Consider the following 16,909-nt stretch of genomic DNA (forward strand, 5'->3'; position numbering starts at 1 on the left):
GCTACCGCGGACTCGCCAAGACCAGCCTCCAGCACCAACTCACCGGCGCCGCGATCAACCTCATCCGCATCAACGCCTGGCTCAGCGACCAGCCCGGGGCCCGCACCCGGACCAGCCTTTTGACAGTACTTCGCCCCGCCGCATAACGACGGGGCGAAGCATCAGAGCCGGAGATTTAGCCAACAGCGTCCGCTCGGTGCGTCCGGCCCTCGGTGGGGGTGGCGGTGCTCGGAGGCCCCGGTCAGTCGCCGACAGGCTCCCGTTCCGGTTCGGTCGGTATCTTCGCCGCCTCGCGGCGGGCCGTGAGCCTGCCGGTCCAGTACGTGGCCAGGGGCTCGGTGTAGCGGGCCGTGAGCGGGCCGACGACGACCAGGATCAGGACGTAGGCCGTGGCGAGGGGGCCCAGGGAGGGTTCGATACCGGCCGTCACCGCGAGACCGGCGATGACGATGGAGAACTCGCCCCGGGCGACCAGGGCGCCGCCCGTGCGCCAGCGGCCCTTGGCCGGGATACCGGCCCGTCTGGCGGCGTAGTAGCCGGTGGCGATCTTGGTGAGGGCGGTGATGACGGCCAGGGCCAGGGCGGGCAGCAGGACCGGGGGGATGCTGGCGGGGTCGGTGTGCAGACCGAAGAACACGAAGAAGACCGCCGCGAAGAGATCGCGCAGCGGGCTCAGCACGGTGTGGGCGCCCTCGGCGACCTCGCCGGACAGCGCTATGCCGACCAGGAACGCGCCGACGGCGGCCGAGACCTGGAGTTCCTGGGCCACACCCGCCACCAGGATGGTGAGCCCGAGGACCACCAGGAGGAGTTTCTCCGGGTCGTCGCTGGAGACGAACCGGGAGATCACCCGGCCGTAGCGCAGGGCGACGAAGAGGACCAGGCCGGCCACGCCCAGCGCGATGGCCAGCGTGACACTGCCCGCCGCGAGGCTGACGCCCGCCACCATCGCCGTGACGATCGGCAGATAGACCGCCATCGCCAGATCCTCCAGGACCAGGATGCTGAGGATCACCGGGGTCTCCCGGTTGCCGATCCGCCCCAGATCGCCCAGCACCTTGGCGATCACCCCCGAGGACGAGATCCAGGTCACGCCCGCGAGGACGACGGCGGCGACCGGGCCCCAGCCGAGCAGCAGCGCGGCGACCGCGCCGGGCAGGGCGTTCAGGGTGAAGTCGACCAGACCGGAGGGGTAGTGGGCCTTGAGGTTGGAGACCAGATCGCTGGCCGAGTACTCCAGGCCGAGCATCAGCAGCAGCAGGATGACGCCGATCTCGGCGCCGATGGCGATGAACTCCTCACTGGCGCCGAGCGGCAGCAGACCGCCCTCGCCGAACGCCAGCCCCGCCAGCAGATACAGCGGTATCGGGGAGAAACTCAGCCGCGCGGCCATCCGGCCGAGCAGGCCGAGGCCGAGAATGATGGAACCGAACTCGATGAGCAGGACCGCGGAGGAATGCACGCGTTCACTCCCGCCCGAGTATCGCCGCGGCAGCGTCGACGCCCTCGCGGGTACCGATGACGATCAAGGTGTCACCGCCCGCGAGCCGGAAGTCGGGCGTGGGGGACGGAATGGCCTCCGCCCGGCGCAGCACGGCCACCACGGACGCCCCGGTCTCGGTGCGGATCCGGGTCTCGCCGAGCACCCGGCCGTTCCAGTGCGAGGCGGAGGTCACCTCGATCCGCTCGGCGACCAGTCCGAGATCGGTGGTGTAGAGGAGGCTGGCGCTGGTGTGCGACGGCTTGAGCGCGTCGACCAGCGAGCCCGCCTCGGCGCTGGACAGCCGCAGCGACTGGGCGCAGGAGTCGGGGTCGTCGGTGCGGTAGACGTTCACCGTCCGGGCGCCGTCGCGGTGCGCCACGACGGACAGATGCCGGTGTTCCTTGGTGATCAGGTCGTACTGGACCCCGATGCCCGGCAACGGCGTCGCCCTCAGGCGTGGAGCGGACACGATCTCTTCTCTCCCTCATGCTCCCGCTCAGGCCGGGAGCGCGCTGGGCGGCTATTTAGGTATGTGTTGATCGGGTGGGTATTGATTAGGTAGGAATTGACTCCCAGGGCCGGTCGCCGGATCCTGACCGGATCTTTGATCGACTTCGGGCGGCGCCGCCATGCTGCCACCCTCGCATACCGTGGCGACATGGGTGTTGTGACGGATATACGGGACCCGCGGCCCACGGCGAGGCTGTGGGCGGCACAGAAGTGCCGTCGGATCACAGGGAGCGGGAGCGGAACCGGCAACGTGTCGCTGTTCTGGCGGATCTTCTCGCTCAACTCCGCGGCGCTGATCGTGGCGGCGGCGCTGCTGCTCGGCCCGGTCACCGTCTCCACCCCGGTCCTGCTCGGCGAGGCCCTGGTGGTGGGCGCCGGGCTGGCGGTGCTGCTGGTCGCCAACGCCCTGGTCCTGCGGATCGGCCTCACCCCCCTCAAACGGCTGGGCCGCTCCATGGCCACCGCCGATCTGCTGCGGCCCGGCGCCCGCGCGGTCGTCGCCGGTCCGGCGGAGACGGCCGGGCTGATCACCACGTACAACACCATGCTGGACCGGCTGGAGAGTGAGCGGGCCGGGAGCGCGGCGCGGGCGCTGTCCGCGCAGGAGCGCGAGCGGCACCGGATCGCCCGGGAGCTGCACGACGAGGTGGGGCAGACCCTGACCGCCGTGCTGCTCCAGCTCAAGCGGGTCGCCGACCGGGTCCCCGGTGAGCTGCGCGAGGAGGTCGAGCAGGCCCAGGAGGCCACCCGCGCCGGGCTGGACGAGATCCGCCGGATCGCCCGCAGGCTGCGCCCCGGTGTGCTCGATGAACTGGGGCTGGTCAGCGCGTTGCGGTCGCTCGCCGGGGAGTTCACCGGACAGGGGCTGACCGTCCGCCCCGACCTCAGCGGCGAGCTGCCCCCGCTCACCGGCGAGACCGAACTCGTGCTCTACCGGGTCGCCCAGGAGGCCCTCACCAACACCGCCCGGCACTCCGGTGCCGACCGTGCCGCGCTCCGGCTGCGCGTGCTGCCCGACGCCGTCGAGCTGACCGTCCGCGACAACGGCCGCGGGCTCGGCCGGGCCGCCGAGGGCGCGGGGATCGCCGGGATGCGCGAGCGGGCGCTGCTGGTCGGCGCCGCGCTCGTCCTCGCCCCGGGGGCGGAGGGGCGCGGTACGGAGGTGGGGCTGCGGGTTCCGGTGGACGTACCGCAGAGCGGTCCCGTCGGCGGGGTGCCCTCGCGGGAACCGGGTGTGCGGGGGGCCGGGCGATGACCGCCGGGTCCGTCCCGGTCCCGGCGCGCGTCCTGCTCGCCGACGACCACACCCTCGTACGGCGGGGTGTGCGGCTCATCCTGGACGCGGAGCCCGATCTCACCGTGGTCGCCGAGGCGGGGGACGGGGCCGAGGCGGTGGAGCTGGCCCGCGCCCAGGAGCCGGATCTCGCGGTGCTGGACATCGCGATGCCCCGGATGACCGGGCTCCAGGCGGCCCGCGAACTGTCCCGGCGGCTGCCCGGCCTGCCCATCCTGATCCTGACGATGTACGACAACGAGCAGTACTTCTTCGAGGCGCTCAAGGCCGGGGCCTGCGGTTATGTACTGAAGTCGGTCGCTGACCGGGATCTGGTGGAGGCGTGCCGGGCGGCGGTGCGCGGGGAGCCGTTCGTGTACCCGGGGGCGGAGCGGGCGCTGGTGCGGTCGTATCTGGAGCGCCTCCAGCGCGGGGACGGGCTGCCGGAGCGGGCCATCACCGAGCGCGAGGAGGAGATCCTCAAACTGGTCGCCGAGGGGCACACCTCCAAGGAGATCGGCGAACTGCTCTTCATCAGCGCGAAGACCGTCGAGCGGCACCGGGCCAATCTGCTTCAGAAGCTGGGCATGCGGGACCGGCTGGAGCTGACGCGGTACGCGATCCGGGCGGGGTTGGTGGATCCCTGAGGCGGTGGCCGGGGTGTGCGGGGGGGCCGCTTCGGTGTCCTGGACGCCGTGTACCGCCCTGAGCCGGGCTCGGCCCCCCACACCCGCCGACCCGGATCGTGCCGGTCAGAACGGGTATGTCGCCTGGGTCGACCGGGCCGTGATCCAGCGGGTCTCGGTGAACGCCTCGATGTTCGACGTGCCGCCGAACCGCGCCCCGGTGCCGGAGGCGCCCACACCGCCGAACGGGGCCACCGCCTCGTCGTTCACCGTCTGGTCGTTGATGTGCACGATCCCGGTCGGGATCCGCTCGGCCAGCTCCAGACCGCGCAGACCGTCACCGGTCAGAATGCCCAGCGAGAGACCGTACGGGGTGGCCGTGGCCAGCGTGATCGCCTCCTCGACGTCCGTGAAGGACCGTACCGGCGCCACCGGGCCGAACACCTCCTCCGCGTAGGCCGGGGCGGCGTCGGTGACATCGGCGAGCACGGTCGGCCGGTAGAACAGGTCCTCGTAGGTGCCGCCCGCCGCGAGCCGCGCGCCCGACTCGACGCTGGCGGTGACCAGCGCGTGGATCTTGTCGCGCTGGGCGGCGTCGATGATCGGGCCGAGCGCCACCTCCTCCTTGTCCGGGTTGCCGACCGGCAGCCGCGCCGCCTTCTCGGCGAGCCGGGCCACGTACTCGTCGGCGACCGAGGCGTGCACCAGATGGCGGCCCGTCGTCATACAGATCTGGCCCTGGTGGAAGAAGGAGCCCCACGCGGCCGTCGACGCGGCCTTCTCCAGGTCGGCGTCCGGCAGCACGATCAGCGCCGAGTTCCCGCCCAGCTCCAGATGCGCCCGCTTGAGGTTCTCGGCGGCGGCGGCGCCCACCTTGCGGCCCGCCGCCGTGGAGCCGGTGAACGAGATCACCCGCACCTGCGGGGCCAGCACCAGCGCCGATCCGGTGTCCGCGCCGCCCGGCAGCAGGTGCAGCGTGTCCTCGGGCAGCCCGGCCTCCTGGAACACCCGCTTGATCACCACACCGCCCGAGACCGCGGTCCGCACATCCGGCTTCAGCAGCACGGTGTTGCCCAGCGCCAGGGCGGGCGCCACCGACCGGATGCCCAGGATCAGCGGGGCGTTGAAGGGCGCGATGACCCCGACCACACCCGCGGGCACCCGGCGGGTCAGGCTCAGCCGCGGCTCGGCGGTGGGCAGGATCTCCCCGAGCGGGTGGGAGACCAGCGCGGCGGCCTCGTAGCACTCCTGCGCGGCGACCGAGGTCTCGAAGGCCGCCTTGCCGGGTATGGAGCCCGCCTCCCGGATCAGCCAGCGCTGGATCTCGGCGGCGTGCTCGGTGAACAGATCGCCCGCCCGGCGCAGCACCGCCGCCCGGTCGGGGTAGGGGACGCGGGCCCACGACGACTGGGCGCGGGCCGCGCGCTCGGCGGCGGTGGCGACGTCCTCGGCGGTGGCCAGCCCGATGACGTCCAGGACCTCACCGGTGGCGGGCTCCACGATCGGGGCGGTGCCCCCGGCCGGGACCGTCCAGCCGCCTATGCCGGCCTTGCCGGACCAGAGAGCGGGATCGAGCAGGGTCATGACGGCCTCCAGGGTGCGGGTGTCGGGGCGGGGGATGTGGGGTGCAAGGGGATGCAGGGGGATGCAGTGGGATCAGAAGGGGTGATGTGTGGGGGGCGTGGGGCGTCAGGGGCGGAAGTCGCCCGTCGTGGAGACGACGACCTCCAGGACCAGTGGCTCGGTGCGCTCGGTCAGCTCCGGGCACAGTGCGTCCAGGGCCGCGCCCAACTCGTCACCGGTGCTGATCCGGCGGGTCGCGCAGCCCAGGGAATCCGCCAGGCCCGCCACGCTGACCTGCTCGAACGCCGGCCACGGCGGCTTACCGCCGTGCTGCTCGGCGAGTCTGTCCATGACCGCGTACCGGCCGTTGGCGAGGACCACGAAGACCGCGCCGACGCCGTACTGGACCGCCGTCCACAGGGCCTGGATCTGGTAGAGCGAGGAGCCGTCGCCGACCACGGCGACCACCGGGCGGTGCGGCCGGGCCATCCGTACGCCGACCGCGGCGGGGAGGGCGAAGCCGAGGCCGCCCATGGCCGCGCTCAGAAAGCCGAGCGGGGCGCGGGCCGGGAGCAGTGCGTGCAGGTCGGGGCGGGAGGACGGGGTCTCCTCCACCACGACCGTGTCGGCGGGCAGCCGTTCGGCCAGCGCGCCCAGCACCTGGGCCGGGGTCAGCGGGCCCCCGGGGGCGGGGCGCCGGGGCGGTCGCCGGTCCGGGGCGGCGGTGGCCCGTTGCGGCTCGCGCGGCGGGGTACGGCGGGCCAGCCGGGCGCAGAAGTCGGGCAGCGGGGTGACGACGGCGAGCGCCACGGGGGAGTGGTGGGCCTCGGCCGGGTCGTCGGTGACCACCACCACCTCGGCCCCGCCCCCGGTGAGTCCGCCGGGCGCGTACGGGTACTGGCGCAGGAACGGCGCCCCCACGCACAGCACCAGATCGTGCCCGGCGAGCGCCGCCCGCAGCCGGGGCCGGTCGGCCGGCAGATGCCCGGCGAACAGCCGGTGGTCCTGCGGGAACCCGGCCCGCGCCCCGAACGGCTCCTGCCACACCGGGCAGTCCAGCCGTTCGGCGAGAGTGGTCAGGGCCTTCCAGGTGGCCGCCCGGTCGGCGCCCGCGCCGACCACCAGCACCGGGGCGGCGGCCCCGGCCAGCCGGGCGGCGACCTCGGCGACGGCCCCGGGATCGGCGCTCGCCGAGCGGCGCAGCACCTCGGGGGCGGCCACCGGCACCTCCTCGGCGGGCCGGGCCCAGTCGTCCATCGGGACCAGCACCAGCGCCGGGCCGCGTCCCTCGCGGGCGGCGTGCACGGCCCGGCCGATGGCGCCGGGGACGTCCTGGGCGCGCGGCGGGGTCTCCACCCGTACCGGATAGTCGCCGGCCAGGCCCTCCAGGCGGCCCGCCAGGAACGGCTGCTGGGCGAGATGGCGGCGGTCCTGCTGGCCGACCAGCACCACCAGGGGCGCCCGGTTGACCCGGGCGGTGGCCAGCGCGCCCACCGCGTTGCCGAGCCCGGCGGTGGTGTGCAGCAGGACGAGGGCGGGTTCGTCCCGGGCCAGCGCCCAGCCGGTCGCGGTGCCGACCACCGAGCCCTCGTGCAGCCCGAGCACGAACTCCAGATCCGCCGGCAGATCGGTGAGCACCGACACCTCGGTGGAGCCGGGGTTGGCGAAGAGGGTGGTCAGCCCGTGCAGCCGCAGGACGTCGAAGGCGGCGTCCCGGACCGTGCGGACCGGGGTGAGGTCGAGGAGCGGGGCGGCGGGCGCGGTCACGAGTCCGTGCTCCGGGGGGAGGCCGGCTGTCCGCCCAGGGTGACGTTCGAGCGCAGCCAGGAGGTGAGCGCCTCGGTCAGCCCGGACTCGGACACCATGGGCTCGCCGGCCGCCTCGCGCACGGCGGCGATCCGCTGGATCACCTCGCGGTGGTACTCGCGGACCACGGTCGCCGCGTGCCGCGCGTCGCGCGAGGCGACGGCCGCGACGATCCGCATCCGGCCGGTGTGCAACGGGCCGGAGACCTGGCCGAAGTCGCCCTGCGGACCGCCCGACAGCTTCATCGCCATCCCGATCTGCACCTCGGTGAGGAACCGGCACAGCGCCGCGAGCAGCGGGTTGTGCGAGATCTCGCCGAGCACCGTGAAGAACCCCTGGAGCGCCGCCGCCGACGCCTCGACGCCCTCGGCCTCCGGGATCGCCCGCGCCGCCTCGCGCAGCCGGTCGATCTCCTCGTCCGTGGCGTGCGCGGCGGCGAGTTCGGCCGCGTAGGCGTTGAGCGCGCCCAGCAGGCCGAGGGTCTCGCGGGCGCCGACCTTCTCGACCTGGACGACCGAGGCGATGGAGACGGCGAGCAGGGTGTCGCCCTGGGCGGTGACCGTGGCCCGGCTGCCGTTGCGGGTGTGGACGAGGCCCATGGCGGTCAGCACCCGTACCGCCTCGCGCACGGTGGGGCCGCTGACGTCGTAGTACCCGGCCAGTTCGCGCTCCGACGGCAGGCGGGAGCCGTCGGGCAGGGTGCCGCTGAGGATCTGCGCGCGCAGATCCTCCACGATCTGGTCGGCCACCCTGCCGCGGAAGATCTTCGCGGGGGTCTGGGGCACGGACATGTCACTCCCGAACGTCACCCGGACGAACGGCGCCCGGATCGGCTGACTGCGATGGCGACTCAAACTTAACCTACCTGGTAGGTTGAGGCAATGACCGCGGTCCCGTGAGTCGGCGGTGGCGCAAGCGGATCGTCGCGCCCTGCGGCATCGGCGCCCGCGCCTAGGCGGCCCGCCGCGCGGACCGGCCGACCGCGCTCGCCGGGGAACTGCGGCGGGGACCGGCGGCGAAGTTCCGGCGGTGCCCGCCGATGCGACGGACGCCGGACGGGCCACCGTCGCGGTACGGGCCGCCGTGGACAGTCGCGGCCGGCTGGACGTGCTGGTCGACAACGCCGGGACGACCCGGCCGGGGCCGACGCCGGACGCGCCGGTGGTGACGGACCGGGAGGACATGGTCCGGGTGACGCCGCCGGGTTCGCTGCGCATCGCCCGTGCCGCGCCGCCGCATCTGGTCGGTGCCGCCGGGGACGGCCCGCGGGGCGTCGCCGACCTGGTCGGGATCGGTTCGGTGTCCCGGCCGCGCGGTGCACACCGGCAGCGGGGTGCATGCGGCGACCGAGCGGGCCCTGGGCGCCTGCGGCGAGTCGCCGCGCCACGAGGCCGCGGACCGCCGGGTCCCGGTGGCGGTGGTCGAACCGGCGTCCGCGGCAACGGACTTCCCGCCCGCCCGGATGCGGGCGGCCCTGGAGGCGCGGCGTTCACCCACCCGGCCGAGCCCGGCGGACGCGGTGCCCGTGACCAGGCGGACCGTGCCTGTCGGGTCCTCCTCCGTCATGGGAAGCGGGTTCCTTGATTCGATAAAAGCTCACTACCTACCTTGACACAAACCTACTAGGAAGGTTTCGTGGAGGGGCCGTGACGACCGGCGTCCGCCTTCCCACCCCGCACCGACGGAGGACAGCGATGAAGATCGCGCCGTACGACGAGAACGCGTTCCGGATGGACCACCCCCGGGGGACGGTCTCGTTCAACTACCTGCTGATGGGCGACCGCAGCAAGCCGTTCGAGAACTACCGCTACATCCTCGGCCGCAACGAGGCCGACTTCCGGATGCCCCGGCACTGCCACACCTTCGAGCAGATCCGGCTGCCCGTCCTCGGCGACATGAACCTCGGTGAGCAGGGCTTCCTGCGCGAGGGCGAGGTCGGCTACTTCCCCGAGGGCCAGACCTACGGCCCACAGGACGACAAGCTCGAAGACCCCCAGCAGCTCCAGCTGGTGCTCCAGTTCGGCGGCGCCTCCGCCCTCGGGATGAGCGCCGGGCGCGGACGCGGCCCGGACAACAAGGAGGCCCAGGCCGAGCGCCGCCCGATCCGGGAGCAGCGCTTCCCCAAGCCGCGCTACAACGGCGTGGTCATCAGCAACCCCGACCACTTCAACTACCTCCCGCTGGCCGGCTGGCCCGGCGTGAAGCGCAAGCACATCGGCACCTACACCGAGCGCCAGTTCTGGATCGAGTTCGTCAAGCTCGACGCGGGCGCCGAATGGGTCGCCGAGAGCGCGGACGCCCGGCTGCTCACCGTGGTGCTGGGCGGCACCGGCACCGCCGAGGGCACCGGCATCGGCTGGATGGGCGCGGTCGAGGCCGACCCGGGCGAGAAGGTCCGCTACGTCGCCACGGAGGAACTGGTGCTCTACGTCGTGGGGCTGCCGCCCATCGTGCAGCCGGTCGAGCCGGACGAGGACAAGTTCGTCACCGTCGTCACCGACGGCGGCATCCGCTTCGAGAACCCCAAGGAAGCGGACCCGAAGTAACCCGGGCCCAGCCCCCGTCCAGAAAGTGATCCCGTGAAAATCGCCTCCCGGCGGACCCCCTTCGGCGATCGGCTCTGTTTCGCCGATGTGGTGCCGCATCAGCTCATCGACATCCAGGCCGCGTTCGTCCGGCGGGCGCAGACGGACGGGGTCCATCGCGACGACGCCCTCGTCCGGGCCCGGCTCGCCGTACCCGGCGACCTGCCCACGCTGCTCCAGGCGGACCCGCAGCTCGGCACCGTACGACGGCTGTTCGACTGGGCCGTCGGAGGGACCGGCAGCGGGGTGCTGGACGAGGACTGCCTCTGGTCCGACGACCCGGCCCGGCTCGGACCGCCGGTCGGCAGGCCCCGCACCATCTGGTGCATGCTGGCCAACTACCCGCGCCGGCGCCCCGCCGCCGCCCCGGCCACCGAGCCGGGTCCGCCCCGGCGTGGCCTCCAGGGCTGTCTGAAGGCGCCGGGCGCGGTGGCCGGTCCTTATGACGCACTGCGCCACCCCGTGATCAGCGAGCAGGTCGACCCCGAGATGGAACTGGCCGTCGTCATCGGCCCCCGCTCCCGCCATCTCACCAGCGGCGAGGCGATGCGCGCGGTCGCCGGATACGTCGGCCTGTGCGACGCCGGTTCCCGGGATGTCTCGGAGCGGGACAACAACCGGATGGACCGCGCCAAGGGCTTCGACAGCTACGGCATCTGCGGCCCCTGGTTCGTCACCGCCGACGAGATCCCCGACCCGCACGCGCTGCGCATCCGCCAGTGGGTCAATGGCGAGGTCCGCCAGGACGGCTCCACCGCCGAGATGTACCACTCCATACCCGAGCAACTGGCCTGGCTCACCGCCGCCCTCACCCTCGCCCCCGGCGATGTGCTCTCCACCGGCACCCCGGCGGGCCATGGCGCGGTGCAGCCCGGCGATGTCGTCCGCGGCGAGGTCGAGGGGCTCGGGGTGATCGAGAACAAGGTCGTCCTGGACGACTGACCCGGCCGCCGCCGCACCGGTCGGTGGATTTCACTTCGGCAACAGCGTTTCCGAAGTGAAATCCACCTGTACCCGATGCCGCCCGAGCCGCCGCCCGGCCCCGCCCCGCCCCCGCCTCACCCCGTCCCGGACGAAAGGCCAGCCATGTCCCGACCACACCTCCAGATCATCATCGGCAGTACCCGGCCGGGCCGCCGCGGCGCCGCCATCGCCGACTGGTTCCACACCCTCGCCCTCACCCACCCTCGCTTCGACACCGAACTCGTCGACCTCGCCGAGGTGGCCCTGCCCCTGCTGGACGAACCCGCCCCGCCCCAGCGCGGTCGCTACCAGCACGAGCACACCCGCCGCTGGAGCGCCACGATCGACGCCGCCGACGCGTTCGTCCTCGTCGTCCCGGAGTACAACCACAGCTACAACGCGGCCACCAAGAACGCCCTCGACTACCTCGCCCGGGAGTGGTCCGGCAAGCCGGTCGCCTTCGTCGGGTACGGCGGGGTCGCCGCGGGCTCCCGGGCCGTCCAGGCCCTGCTGCCCGTGGTGATCTCGCTCGGCATGGTCCCGCTCGCCTCGCACATCCAGATCCCCTCCATCCGGACCGCCATCACCCGCGACGGCGCGTTCCAGGCCGCCCCCGGCCTCGACGAGAGCGCCACCGCCGTCCTCGACGAACTCCAGCGGCTCACCACCCTGCTCTCCGCCGCCCGCCCGGCCGCCCCGGTCGGCTGACCCCGCGCCCGCCCCGACCCATCGACTTGAACCACGAGAAAAGGAGCCACGGCCATGACCGTACTGACCCTGAACCAGGCGTCCGAGATCGTCGACGCCGCCCTCGGCCACGCCCGTGAACTGGGCCTGCGCCCGCTGACCGTGACCGTTCTGGACCCCGGCGGCCACCCGCTGGTCGTCAAGCGCGAGGAGAAGGCCGGCATCCTGCGCCCGCAGATCGCCCACGCCAAGGCATGGGGCTCGCTGGGCACCGGCCAGGGCGGCGCCGCCGGAGCCCGGCACGCCACCCGTGACCCCGCGTTCTTCGCCGCGCTCGCCTCGATCTCCGAGGGCCGGATCGCCTCCTCCAGGGGCGGGGTGCTGATCCGGGACGAGGCCGGTGAACTGCTCGGCTCCATCGGCGTCAGCGGCGACCGCCCGGACAACGACGAGGCCGTCGCGCTGTTCGGCGTCGAGAAGGCGGGCCTGGTCGCCGACGCGGGCTGACCTCGCCCCCATCGGACGGGCGACCGGGACCGACGAGGACGATCCCGGCCCTCGCACCACAGCCATTCGGAACAGAGGTACGCCATGGCAAGGACGCCGGATGATCTCAGCACCACCCCCGGCACCTCCGGGCACCGGGACGACCTCAGCCCCCGGCGCCGCGCCCAGGCGCTGGCCGTCTGTATCGCGGCGGCTTTTCTGACCCTGCTCGATGTGAGCATCGTGACGGCGGCCCTGCCGTCCATGGAGCACCAGTCGGGGCTGTCGTCCGCCCAGGCCACCTGGGCGGTCGCCGGATACACCCTGACCTTCGGGCTGGCCCTGATCCCGGGCGGGCGGCTCGGCGACGAGTTCGGCCGTCGCGAGGTCCTCCTGATCGGGATGGTGCTGTTCACCCTGACCGGGGTGGGCTGCGGGCTCGCCCCCGACGCCACCTTGCTGGTGGTGGCCCGCCTCGCCCGGGGCGCCGCCGCCGGACTGGTCGCCCCACAGGTCGTCGGCATACTCCACCAGCTGTACCCGCCTCGTGAACGCGGCCGGGCCTTCGGCTACTACGGCGCCTCCGTCAGCCTCTCCACCGCGATCGGCCCGCTGCTCGGCGGCGCCATCCTCCAGGGCTTCGGCGACGGCGGCCGACACTGGATCTTCCTGCTGTTCATCCCGCTGGACGTGCTCGCGCTGGTGTCGGCCGCCCGGCTGCTGCCCGAGGGGCGGCGCGGTGCGCGGGTGCGGGGCCCGGACCTGGTCGGCGCGCTGGTGCTCGGCCTCGGGGTGACCGCGGTGATGCTGCCGCTGCTCCAGAGCGGCACCTGGGGCGAACGCCGCTGGTGGCTGGCCTGGACCGGGCTCGCGCTGCTGGTCTGCTTCGCGCGGTGGGAACGCGCGGTGGCCGCCCGGGGACGACGGCCACTGGTCGACATCCGGCTCTTCCGGCAGCGTACGTACTGGGTCGGGACCCTGGTGGCCGGGGCGCTGTACGGCGGATTCACCGGGATCTTCCTGGTGCTGTTCCCGTTCCTCCAGCAGGGGCTGCACTACTCGCCGTTCGGAGCGTCGCTGTGCACGGTGCTGTTCACGGCCGGGTCGGCGGTCTGCGGGATCGTGGGCGGACGGCTGGTGCACCGGGTGGGCGGGCCGCTGGTCATCGCCGGTACGGCCATGACCGCCGCCGGGCTCGCCGTCACCGCGCTGGTCGTGGGCGCCTCCGGGGCCGGGGACACCATGTTCCTGCGGATGGCGCTGCCGCTGCTGCTGGCGGGCTGCGGCGCCGGACTGGTCATCGCCGCCAACCAGACCCTCGCCCTCCGGTCGATCCCGCGCCGGGAGGGCAGCACGGCCGCCGGTGTCCACCAGACCGGCATGAAGATCGGCACGTCCCTGGGCACGACCCTGGCGGGCTCGCTCCACTTCGGCCGACTCCTCGCCACCCGGGGCGACTTCGCCGCCGCCGCGCGGGCCGGGCTGGCCGCCGTCGCCTTCGTGGTGGCGCTGCCCGGCCTCGGCCCGCCCACGGCCTCCCGGCCGCCCGCTGAACCCCTACCCGAGAGGCACACCCCACCATGACCCCTGTCCTGGGCACCGCCGTCGACATCCCCGTCCCCGACGGCACCGCCGACGGCTATCTCGCCCACCCCGCCGACGGCGAACCCCGCCCCGGGGTGCTCCTCTACACCGACGCGTTCGGCGTACGGCCCCCGGTGCGGGCGATGGCCGACCGGTTGGCCGCCGCCGGATTCACCGTCCTGGTGCCGAACGTCTTCCACCGCCACGGCCGGGCCCCGGTGGTCCGCCTCCCCGAGATGATCGGCGAGGGGACGCGCGGCGAACTGTGGCAGCGGCTGCGCCCGATCCTGCGCTCCCTGACCCCGGATCTGGCCATGCGGGACGCGGCCGGGTATCTGGACTGGCTGGCCGGCAGCCCCCGGGTGATGCCCGGCCCGGTGGCACTGACGGGGTACTGCGTCGGCGCCCGGCTGGCGCTGCTCACCGCGGGCACCCACCCGGACCGGATCGCCGCGGCGGCGGGCTTCCATGGCGGGCGCCTGGCCACCGAGGACCCGGACAGCCCCCATCTGATCGCCCCGCGCATCACCGCCGAGCTGTACTTCGGCCACGCCGACGACGATCCGTCCCTGCCGCCGGAACAGATCCGGCGTCTGGAGTCCGCCCTCACGGACGCGGGCGTACGCCACTTCTGCGAGGTCTACACCGGCGCCCACCACGGCTACACCCAGGCCGACACCACGGCGTACGACAAGCAGGCGGACGAACGGCACCGGGACGCCCTGCTGGCCCTGCTGGACCGGGCGTTCGGCTAGCCGGACCCGGCACCCGGATCGCGCCGTCCCCTCACCTGGCCGCCCAGCCCCACATGGGATCTGAGCCAGGCGCCGAGCGCCTCCGTGAGGCGGCTGTCGTCCGCGTCGGTGCCGCGGCGGGCCTCGCCGAGACGGTGGACGGCCTGGTCGTGGTAGGCGCGGACCACCTCGGCGGCATGGGCGGGATCACGGGTGCCGATCGCCGTGACGATCCGCATCCGGCCCGGCTGGAGATCGCCGGCGACCCGGCCCCAGTCGCCCTCCCCGGTGCCGGACAGCTTCAGGGAGAGGCCGATCTGCATCTCGGTGATGAACCGGCACAGCGCGGCGAGCAGCGGGTTGTGGGAGATCTCGGCGAGCGTGGCGAAGAAGCGGTGCAGGGCCGCCGCGCGGGCCTCGACGCCCTGGGCGCCGGGAATGGCCTGGGCCGTCTCGCGGAGCCGGGCGATCTCCTCGTCGGTGGCGTGCTCGGCGGCGAGTTCGGCGGCGTACGCCTGGAGGGCGCCGAGCAGTCCGAGCACCTCACGGGCGCCGACCTTCTCGACCTGGACGACCGAGGCGATGGACATGGCGAGCATGGTGTCGCCCTGGGCGTTGACCGTGGCGCGGCTGCCGTTGCGGGTGGTGATCAGGCCCATGGCCGTCAGCACCCGGACCGCCTCGCGGATGGTCGGCGCGCTGACGTCGTACGCCGTCGCCAGATCCCGTTCCGACGGCAGCCGGGAGCCGTCGGGCAGGGCACCGCTGAGGATCTGCCCGCGGAGGTCCTCGACGATCTGGTCGGCCACCCGTCCGCGAAAGATCTTCGCGGGGTTGTTGGGCCCGGACATGCCACCCCCAGGAGTCACCGTGCGTCAACCGTGTGTCGCCGTATCGCCGTTCCGTGAACGTAACCTACCTGATAGGTGACTCACAAGCGTTGCCGCACCCACCTATAGGGGCAAAAGGGTGGTCGAAGAAATGCGTGTGCTTCACCTTGACAGCAACCTACCAAGAAGGTTTCTTGGGGTCAGCGACGCCGACGGTCACGGCTCATCCGCTCACCCGGCCCGCCCCTGTCCCTTCCGTTCGGAGGCCGTCCATGTCATCAACCCGCCCGCGCACCGACGGCGTTGCCGACGCCGGCGTCCGGCGCGGACCGCGATTCGACGTCAGCCAGAAGCTGGCCGTCGGCATCGTGTACGTGGCCGGCATCTTTCTGAGCACGCTCGACATGACCATCGTCAATATCGCGCTGCCCTCGATCGGCCGGGCCTTCGACGTCCCCTCCACCTCCGTCGACATCGTCTCCGTCTCCTACCTCGTCAGCCTCGCCGTCTTCGTGCCCTGCTCGGGCTGGCTCGGCGACCGCTTCGGCGGCAAGCGCACCCTGCTCACCGCCATCGGCGTCTTCACCCTGGCGTCGGCCCTGTGCTCCACCGCCACCAGCCTGAACCAGCTGATCGCCTTCCGGATCCTCCAGGGCGCCGGCGGCGGCATGCTCGCCTCGGTCGGGATGGCGATGCTGCTGCGCGCCTTCCGCCCCGAGGAGCGGGTCCGTGCCTCCGCGATCCTCACCATGGCCAACGGCCTGGCCCCCACCCTGGGCCCGGTCCTCGGCGGCCTCCTGGTCAGCCAGGTCTCCTGGCGCGCGATCTTCTATGTCAACGTCCCCTTCGGGGTGCTCGCCGTGCTCTTCGGCGTCCTGTGCCTGCGCAACGAGCCCGCCCGGCCCGCCGAACGGCTGGACGTCACCGGGTTCCTGCTGGCCGCGTCCGGCTTCGGACTGCTGATGTTCGGTGTCTCCGAGGGGCCCGAACGCGGCTGGGGTTCGGCGCCGGTGCTCGCCGGACTGCTCTGCGGGGCGGCGCTGCTGACCGGCCTGGTGCTGGTGTCGGTGCGCAAGAGGACCCCGATGATGGACTTCCGGCTGCTGCGCGTCCGGCTGTTCGCGGCCGGCACCGCCGCGATGACCATGCAGTCCGCGACCTTCCTCGGCACGCTCTTCCTGATCACCCTCTATCTCCAGGATGTCCGGGGGATGACCCCGCTGGCCGCGGGACTGGCGACCTTCCCCCAGTCCCTGGGGGTGGCCGTGGGCTCCCAGCTCGCCAGCCGGGTGCTGTACCGCACCCTGCGACCGCGCCGTCAGCTGATGCTGGGCGCGGCCGGTACCAGCGTGGCCGTGACCCTGATGGCCCTGCTGCTGCACGAGACCACCCCGCTCTGGCTGGTCGTCGCCCTGCTGGTGCTGATGGGCCTGGCCGTCGGACAGGTCTTCCTGGGCACCCAGTCGGCGTCCTTCGCCACCGTCTCCGACGCCTCCTCGGGCCGCGCCTCCACCCTCTTCAACGTCGGCCGGCGGATCGGCGGCGCCTTCGGGGTCGCGATCGTCACCACGGTCCTGGTCTCCGCGTCCGGCACCACCGGCGCCGACATGGGCGGCTACCGCGCCGCCTTCCTCACCGCCGCGGCCCTCAACCTCCTGGGCCTGTACGCCGCATCCCGAGTGAACGACGAGGACGCGGCCCCGACGATCCCCCATAAAACGCCCTGAGAACAACGCCCTTCAGGGGCGCTGGGGGTGCCCCCTCTGGGGGAGGAACTGC

The 16,909-nt window shown here is 73.2% G+C and carries 16 protein-coding genes; 10 read left to right on the forward strand and 6 right to left on the reverse strand.

What is annotated here, in order from left to right; all coding sequences use genetic code 11:
- Positions 1 to 241: 241 nt before the first annotated feature.
- Together ABZX40_RS28400 and ABZX40_RS28405 are read right to left on the reverse strand one after the other, a co-directional pair.
- Entirely contained in the window at positions 242 to 1,462 is a 1,221-nt protein-coding gene (locus ABZX40_RS28400) for a cation:proton antiporter (RefSeq protein ID WP_355744134.1), read from the reverse strand.
- 4 nt (positions 1,463 to 1,466) lie between these two features.
- Positions 1,467 to 1,952, reverse strand: a complete 486-nt coding sequence (locus ABZX40_RS28405; protein WP_355744137.1) for a TrkA C-terminal domain-containing protein — start codon at positions 1,950 to 1,952, stop codon at positions 1,467 to 1,469.
- Between the two features lie 291 nt (positions 1,953 to 2,243).
- Here ABZX40_RS28405 and ABZX40_RS28410 point away from each other — a divergent pair, with 291 nt between their 5' ends.
- Both ABZX40_RS28410 and ABZX40_RS28415 read left to right on the forward strand, forming a co-directional pair.
- A complete protein-coding gene (locus ABZX40_RS28410; protein ID WP_355744141.1) occupies positions 2,244 to 3,248 on the forward strand; it encodes a sensor histidine kinase in 1,005 nt (334 codons plus the stop codon).
- The gene (locus ABZX40_RS28415; protein ID WP_355744144.1) at positions 3,245 to 3,913 is read left to right on the forward strand and encodes a response regulator transcription factor; all 669 of its coding nucleotides are present in this window, start codon (positions 3,245 to 3,247) and stop codon (positions 3,911 to 3,913) included. Before ABZX40_RS28410 ends, ABZX40_RS28415 begins: the two co-directional genes overlap by 4 nt.
- Positions 3,914 to 4,018: 105 nt before the next feature.
- On the opposite strand, the gene ABZX40_RS28420 is transcribed toward ABZX40_RS28415, so the two are convergent.
- From ABZX40_RS28420 to ABZX40_RS28430, 3 genes are all read right to left on the reverse strand, one after another.
- Positions 4,019 to 5,476, reverse strand: coding sequence for a benzaldehyde dehydrogenase (locus ABZX40_RS28420; RefSeq protein WP_355744147.1), 1,458 nt, complete (start codon positions 5,474 to 5,476; stop codon positions 4,019 to 4,021).
- Between the two features lie 105 nt (positions 5,477 to 5,581).
- Positions 5,582 to 7,222, reverse strand: coding sequence for a thiamine pyrophosphate-dependent enzyme (locus tag ABZX40_RS28425; protein ID WP_355744149.1), 1,641 nt, complete (start codon positions 7,220 to 7,222; stop codon positions 5,582 to 5,584).
- Positions 7,219 to 8,052, reverse strand: coding sequence for a GntR family transcriptional regulator (locus tag ABZX40_RS28430; RefSeq protein WP_355744152.1), 834 nt, complete (start codon positions 8,050 to 8,052; stop codon positions 7,219 to 7,221). The genes ABZX40_RS28425 and ABZX40_RS28430 overlap by 4 nt, the downstream gene beginning before the upstream one ends.
- 238 nt (positions 8,053 to 8,290) lie before the next feature.
- On the opposite strand from ABZX40_RS28430, the gene ABZX40_RS28435 reads away from it, so the two are divergent.
- The 7 genes from ABZX40_RS28435 to ABZX40_RS28465 all read left to right on the forward strand — a co-directional run bounded on the left by ABZX40_RS28435 (position 8,291) and on the right by ABZX40_RS28465 (position 14,321).
- Entirely contained in the window at positions 8,291 to 8,845 is a 555-nt protein-coding gene (locus ABZX40_RS28435) for an SDR family NAD(P)-dependent oxidoreductase (RefSeq protein ID WP_355744155.1), read from the forward strand.
- Between the two features lie 110 nt (positions 8,846 to 8,955).
- Positions 8,956 to 9,807 (forward strand): hypothetical protein, encoded by an 852-nt coding sequence (locus ABZX40_RS28440; protein ID WP_355744158.1) that lies wholly within the window; start codon positions 8,956 to 8,958, stop codon positions 9,805 to 9,807.
- Between the two features lie 33 nt (positions 9,808 to 9,840).
- Positions 9,841 to 10,788, forward strand: coding sequence for a fumarylacetoacetate hydrolase family protein (locus tag ABZX40_RS28445; protein ID WP_355744161.1), 948 nt, complete (start codon positions 9,841 to 9,843; stop codon positions 10,786 to 10,788).
- A 144-nt stretch (positions 10,789 to 10,932) separates the two neighbouring features.
- Positions 10,933 to 11,517: an NAD(P)H-dependent oxidoreductase gene (locus tag ABZX40_RS28450; RefSeq protein ID WP_355744164.1), complete on the forward strand. Its 585-nt coding sequence runs from the start codon at positions 10,933 to 10,935 to the stop codon at positions 11,515 to 11,517.
- Positions 11,518 to 11,571: 54 nt separating this feature from the next.
- Complete coding sequence (locus tag ABZX40_RS28455) at positions 11,572 to 12,003, forward strand: heme-binding protein (RefSeq protein ID WP_355744167.1); 432 nt, start codon at positions 11,572 to 11,574, stop codon at positions 12,001 to 12,003.
- 84 nt (positions 12,004 to 12,087) lie between these two features.
- Positions 12,088 to 13,566, forward strand: coding sequence for an MFS transporter (locus ABZX40_RS28460; protein ID WP_355744170.1), 1,479 nt, complete (start codon positions 12,088 to 12,090; stop codon positions 13,564 to 13,566).
- Positions 13,563 to 14,321: a dienelactone hydrolase family protein gene (locus ABZX40_RS28465; RefSeq protein ID WP_355744173.1), complete on the forward strand. Its 759-nt coding sequence runs from the start codon at positions 13,563 to 13,565 to the stop codon at positions 14,319 to 14,321. Before ABZX40_RS28460 ends, ABZX40_RS28465 begins: the two co-directional genes overlap by 4 nt.
- Here the strand turns inward: ABZX40_RS28465 and ABZX40_RS28470 are convergent.
- Complete coding sequence (locus ABZX40_RS28470) at positions 14,318 to 15,151, reverse strand: FadR/GntR family transcriptional regulator (protein WP_355744176.1); 834 nt, start codon at positions 15,149 to 15,151, stop codon at positions 14,318 to 14,320. The genes ABZX40_RS28465 and ABZX40_RS28470 overlap by 4 nt on opposite strands.
- A gap of 251 nt (positions 15,152 to 15,402) precedes the next feature.
- On the opposite strand from ABZX40_RS28470, the gene ABZX40_RS28475 reads away from it, so the two are divergent.
- Entirely contained in the window at positions 15,403 to 16,857 is a 1,455-nt protein-coding gene (locus tag ABZX40_RS28475; protein WP_355744179.1) for a DHA2 family efflux MFS transporter permease subunit, read from the forward strand.
- Positions 16,858 to 16,909: the final 52 nt, after the last annotated feature.

The organism is Streptomyces sp. NPDC004610, from assembly GCF_040609715.1.
In the GTDB taxonomy this organism is placed as follows: Bacteria; Actinomycetota; Actinomycetes; order Streptomycetales; family Streptomycetaceae; genus Streptomyces.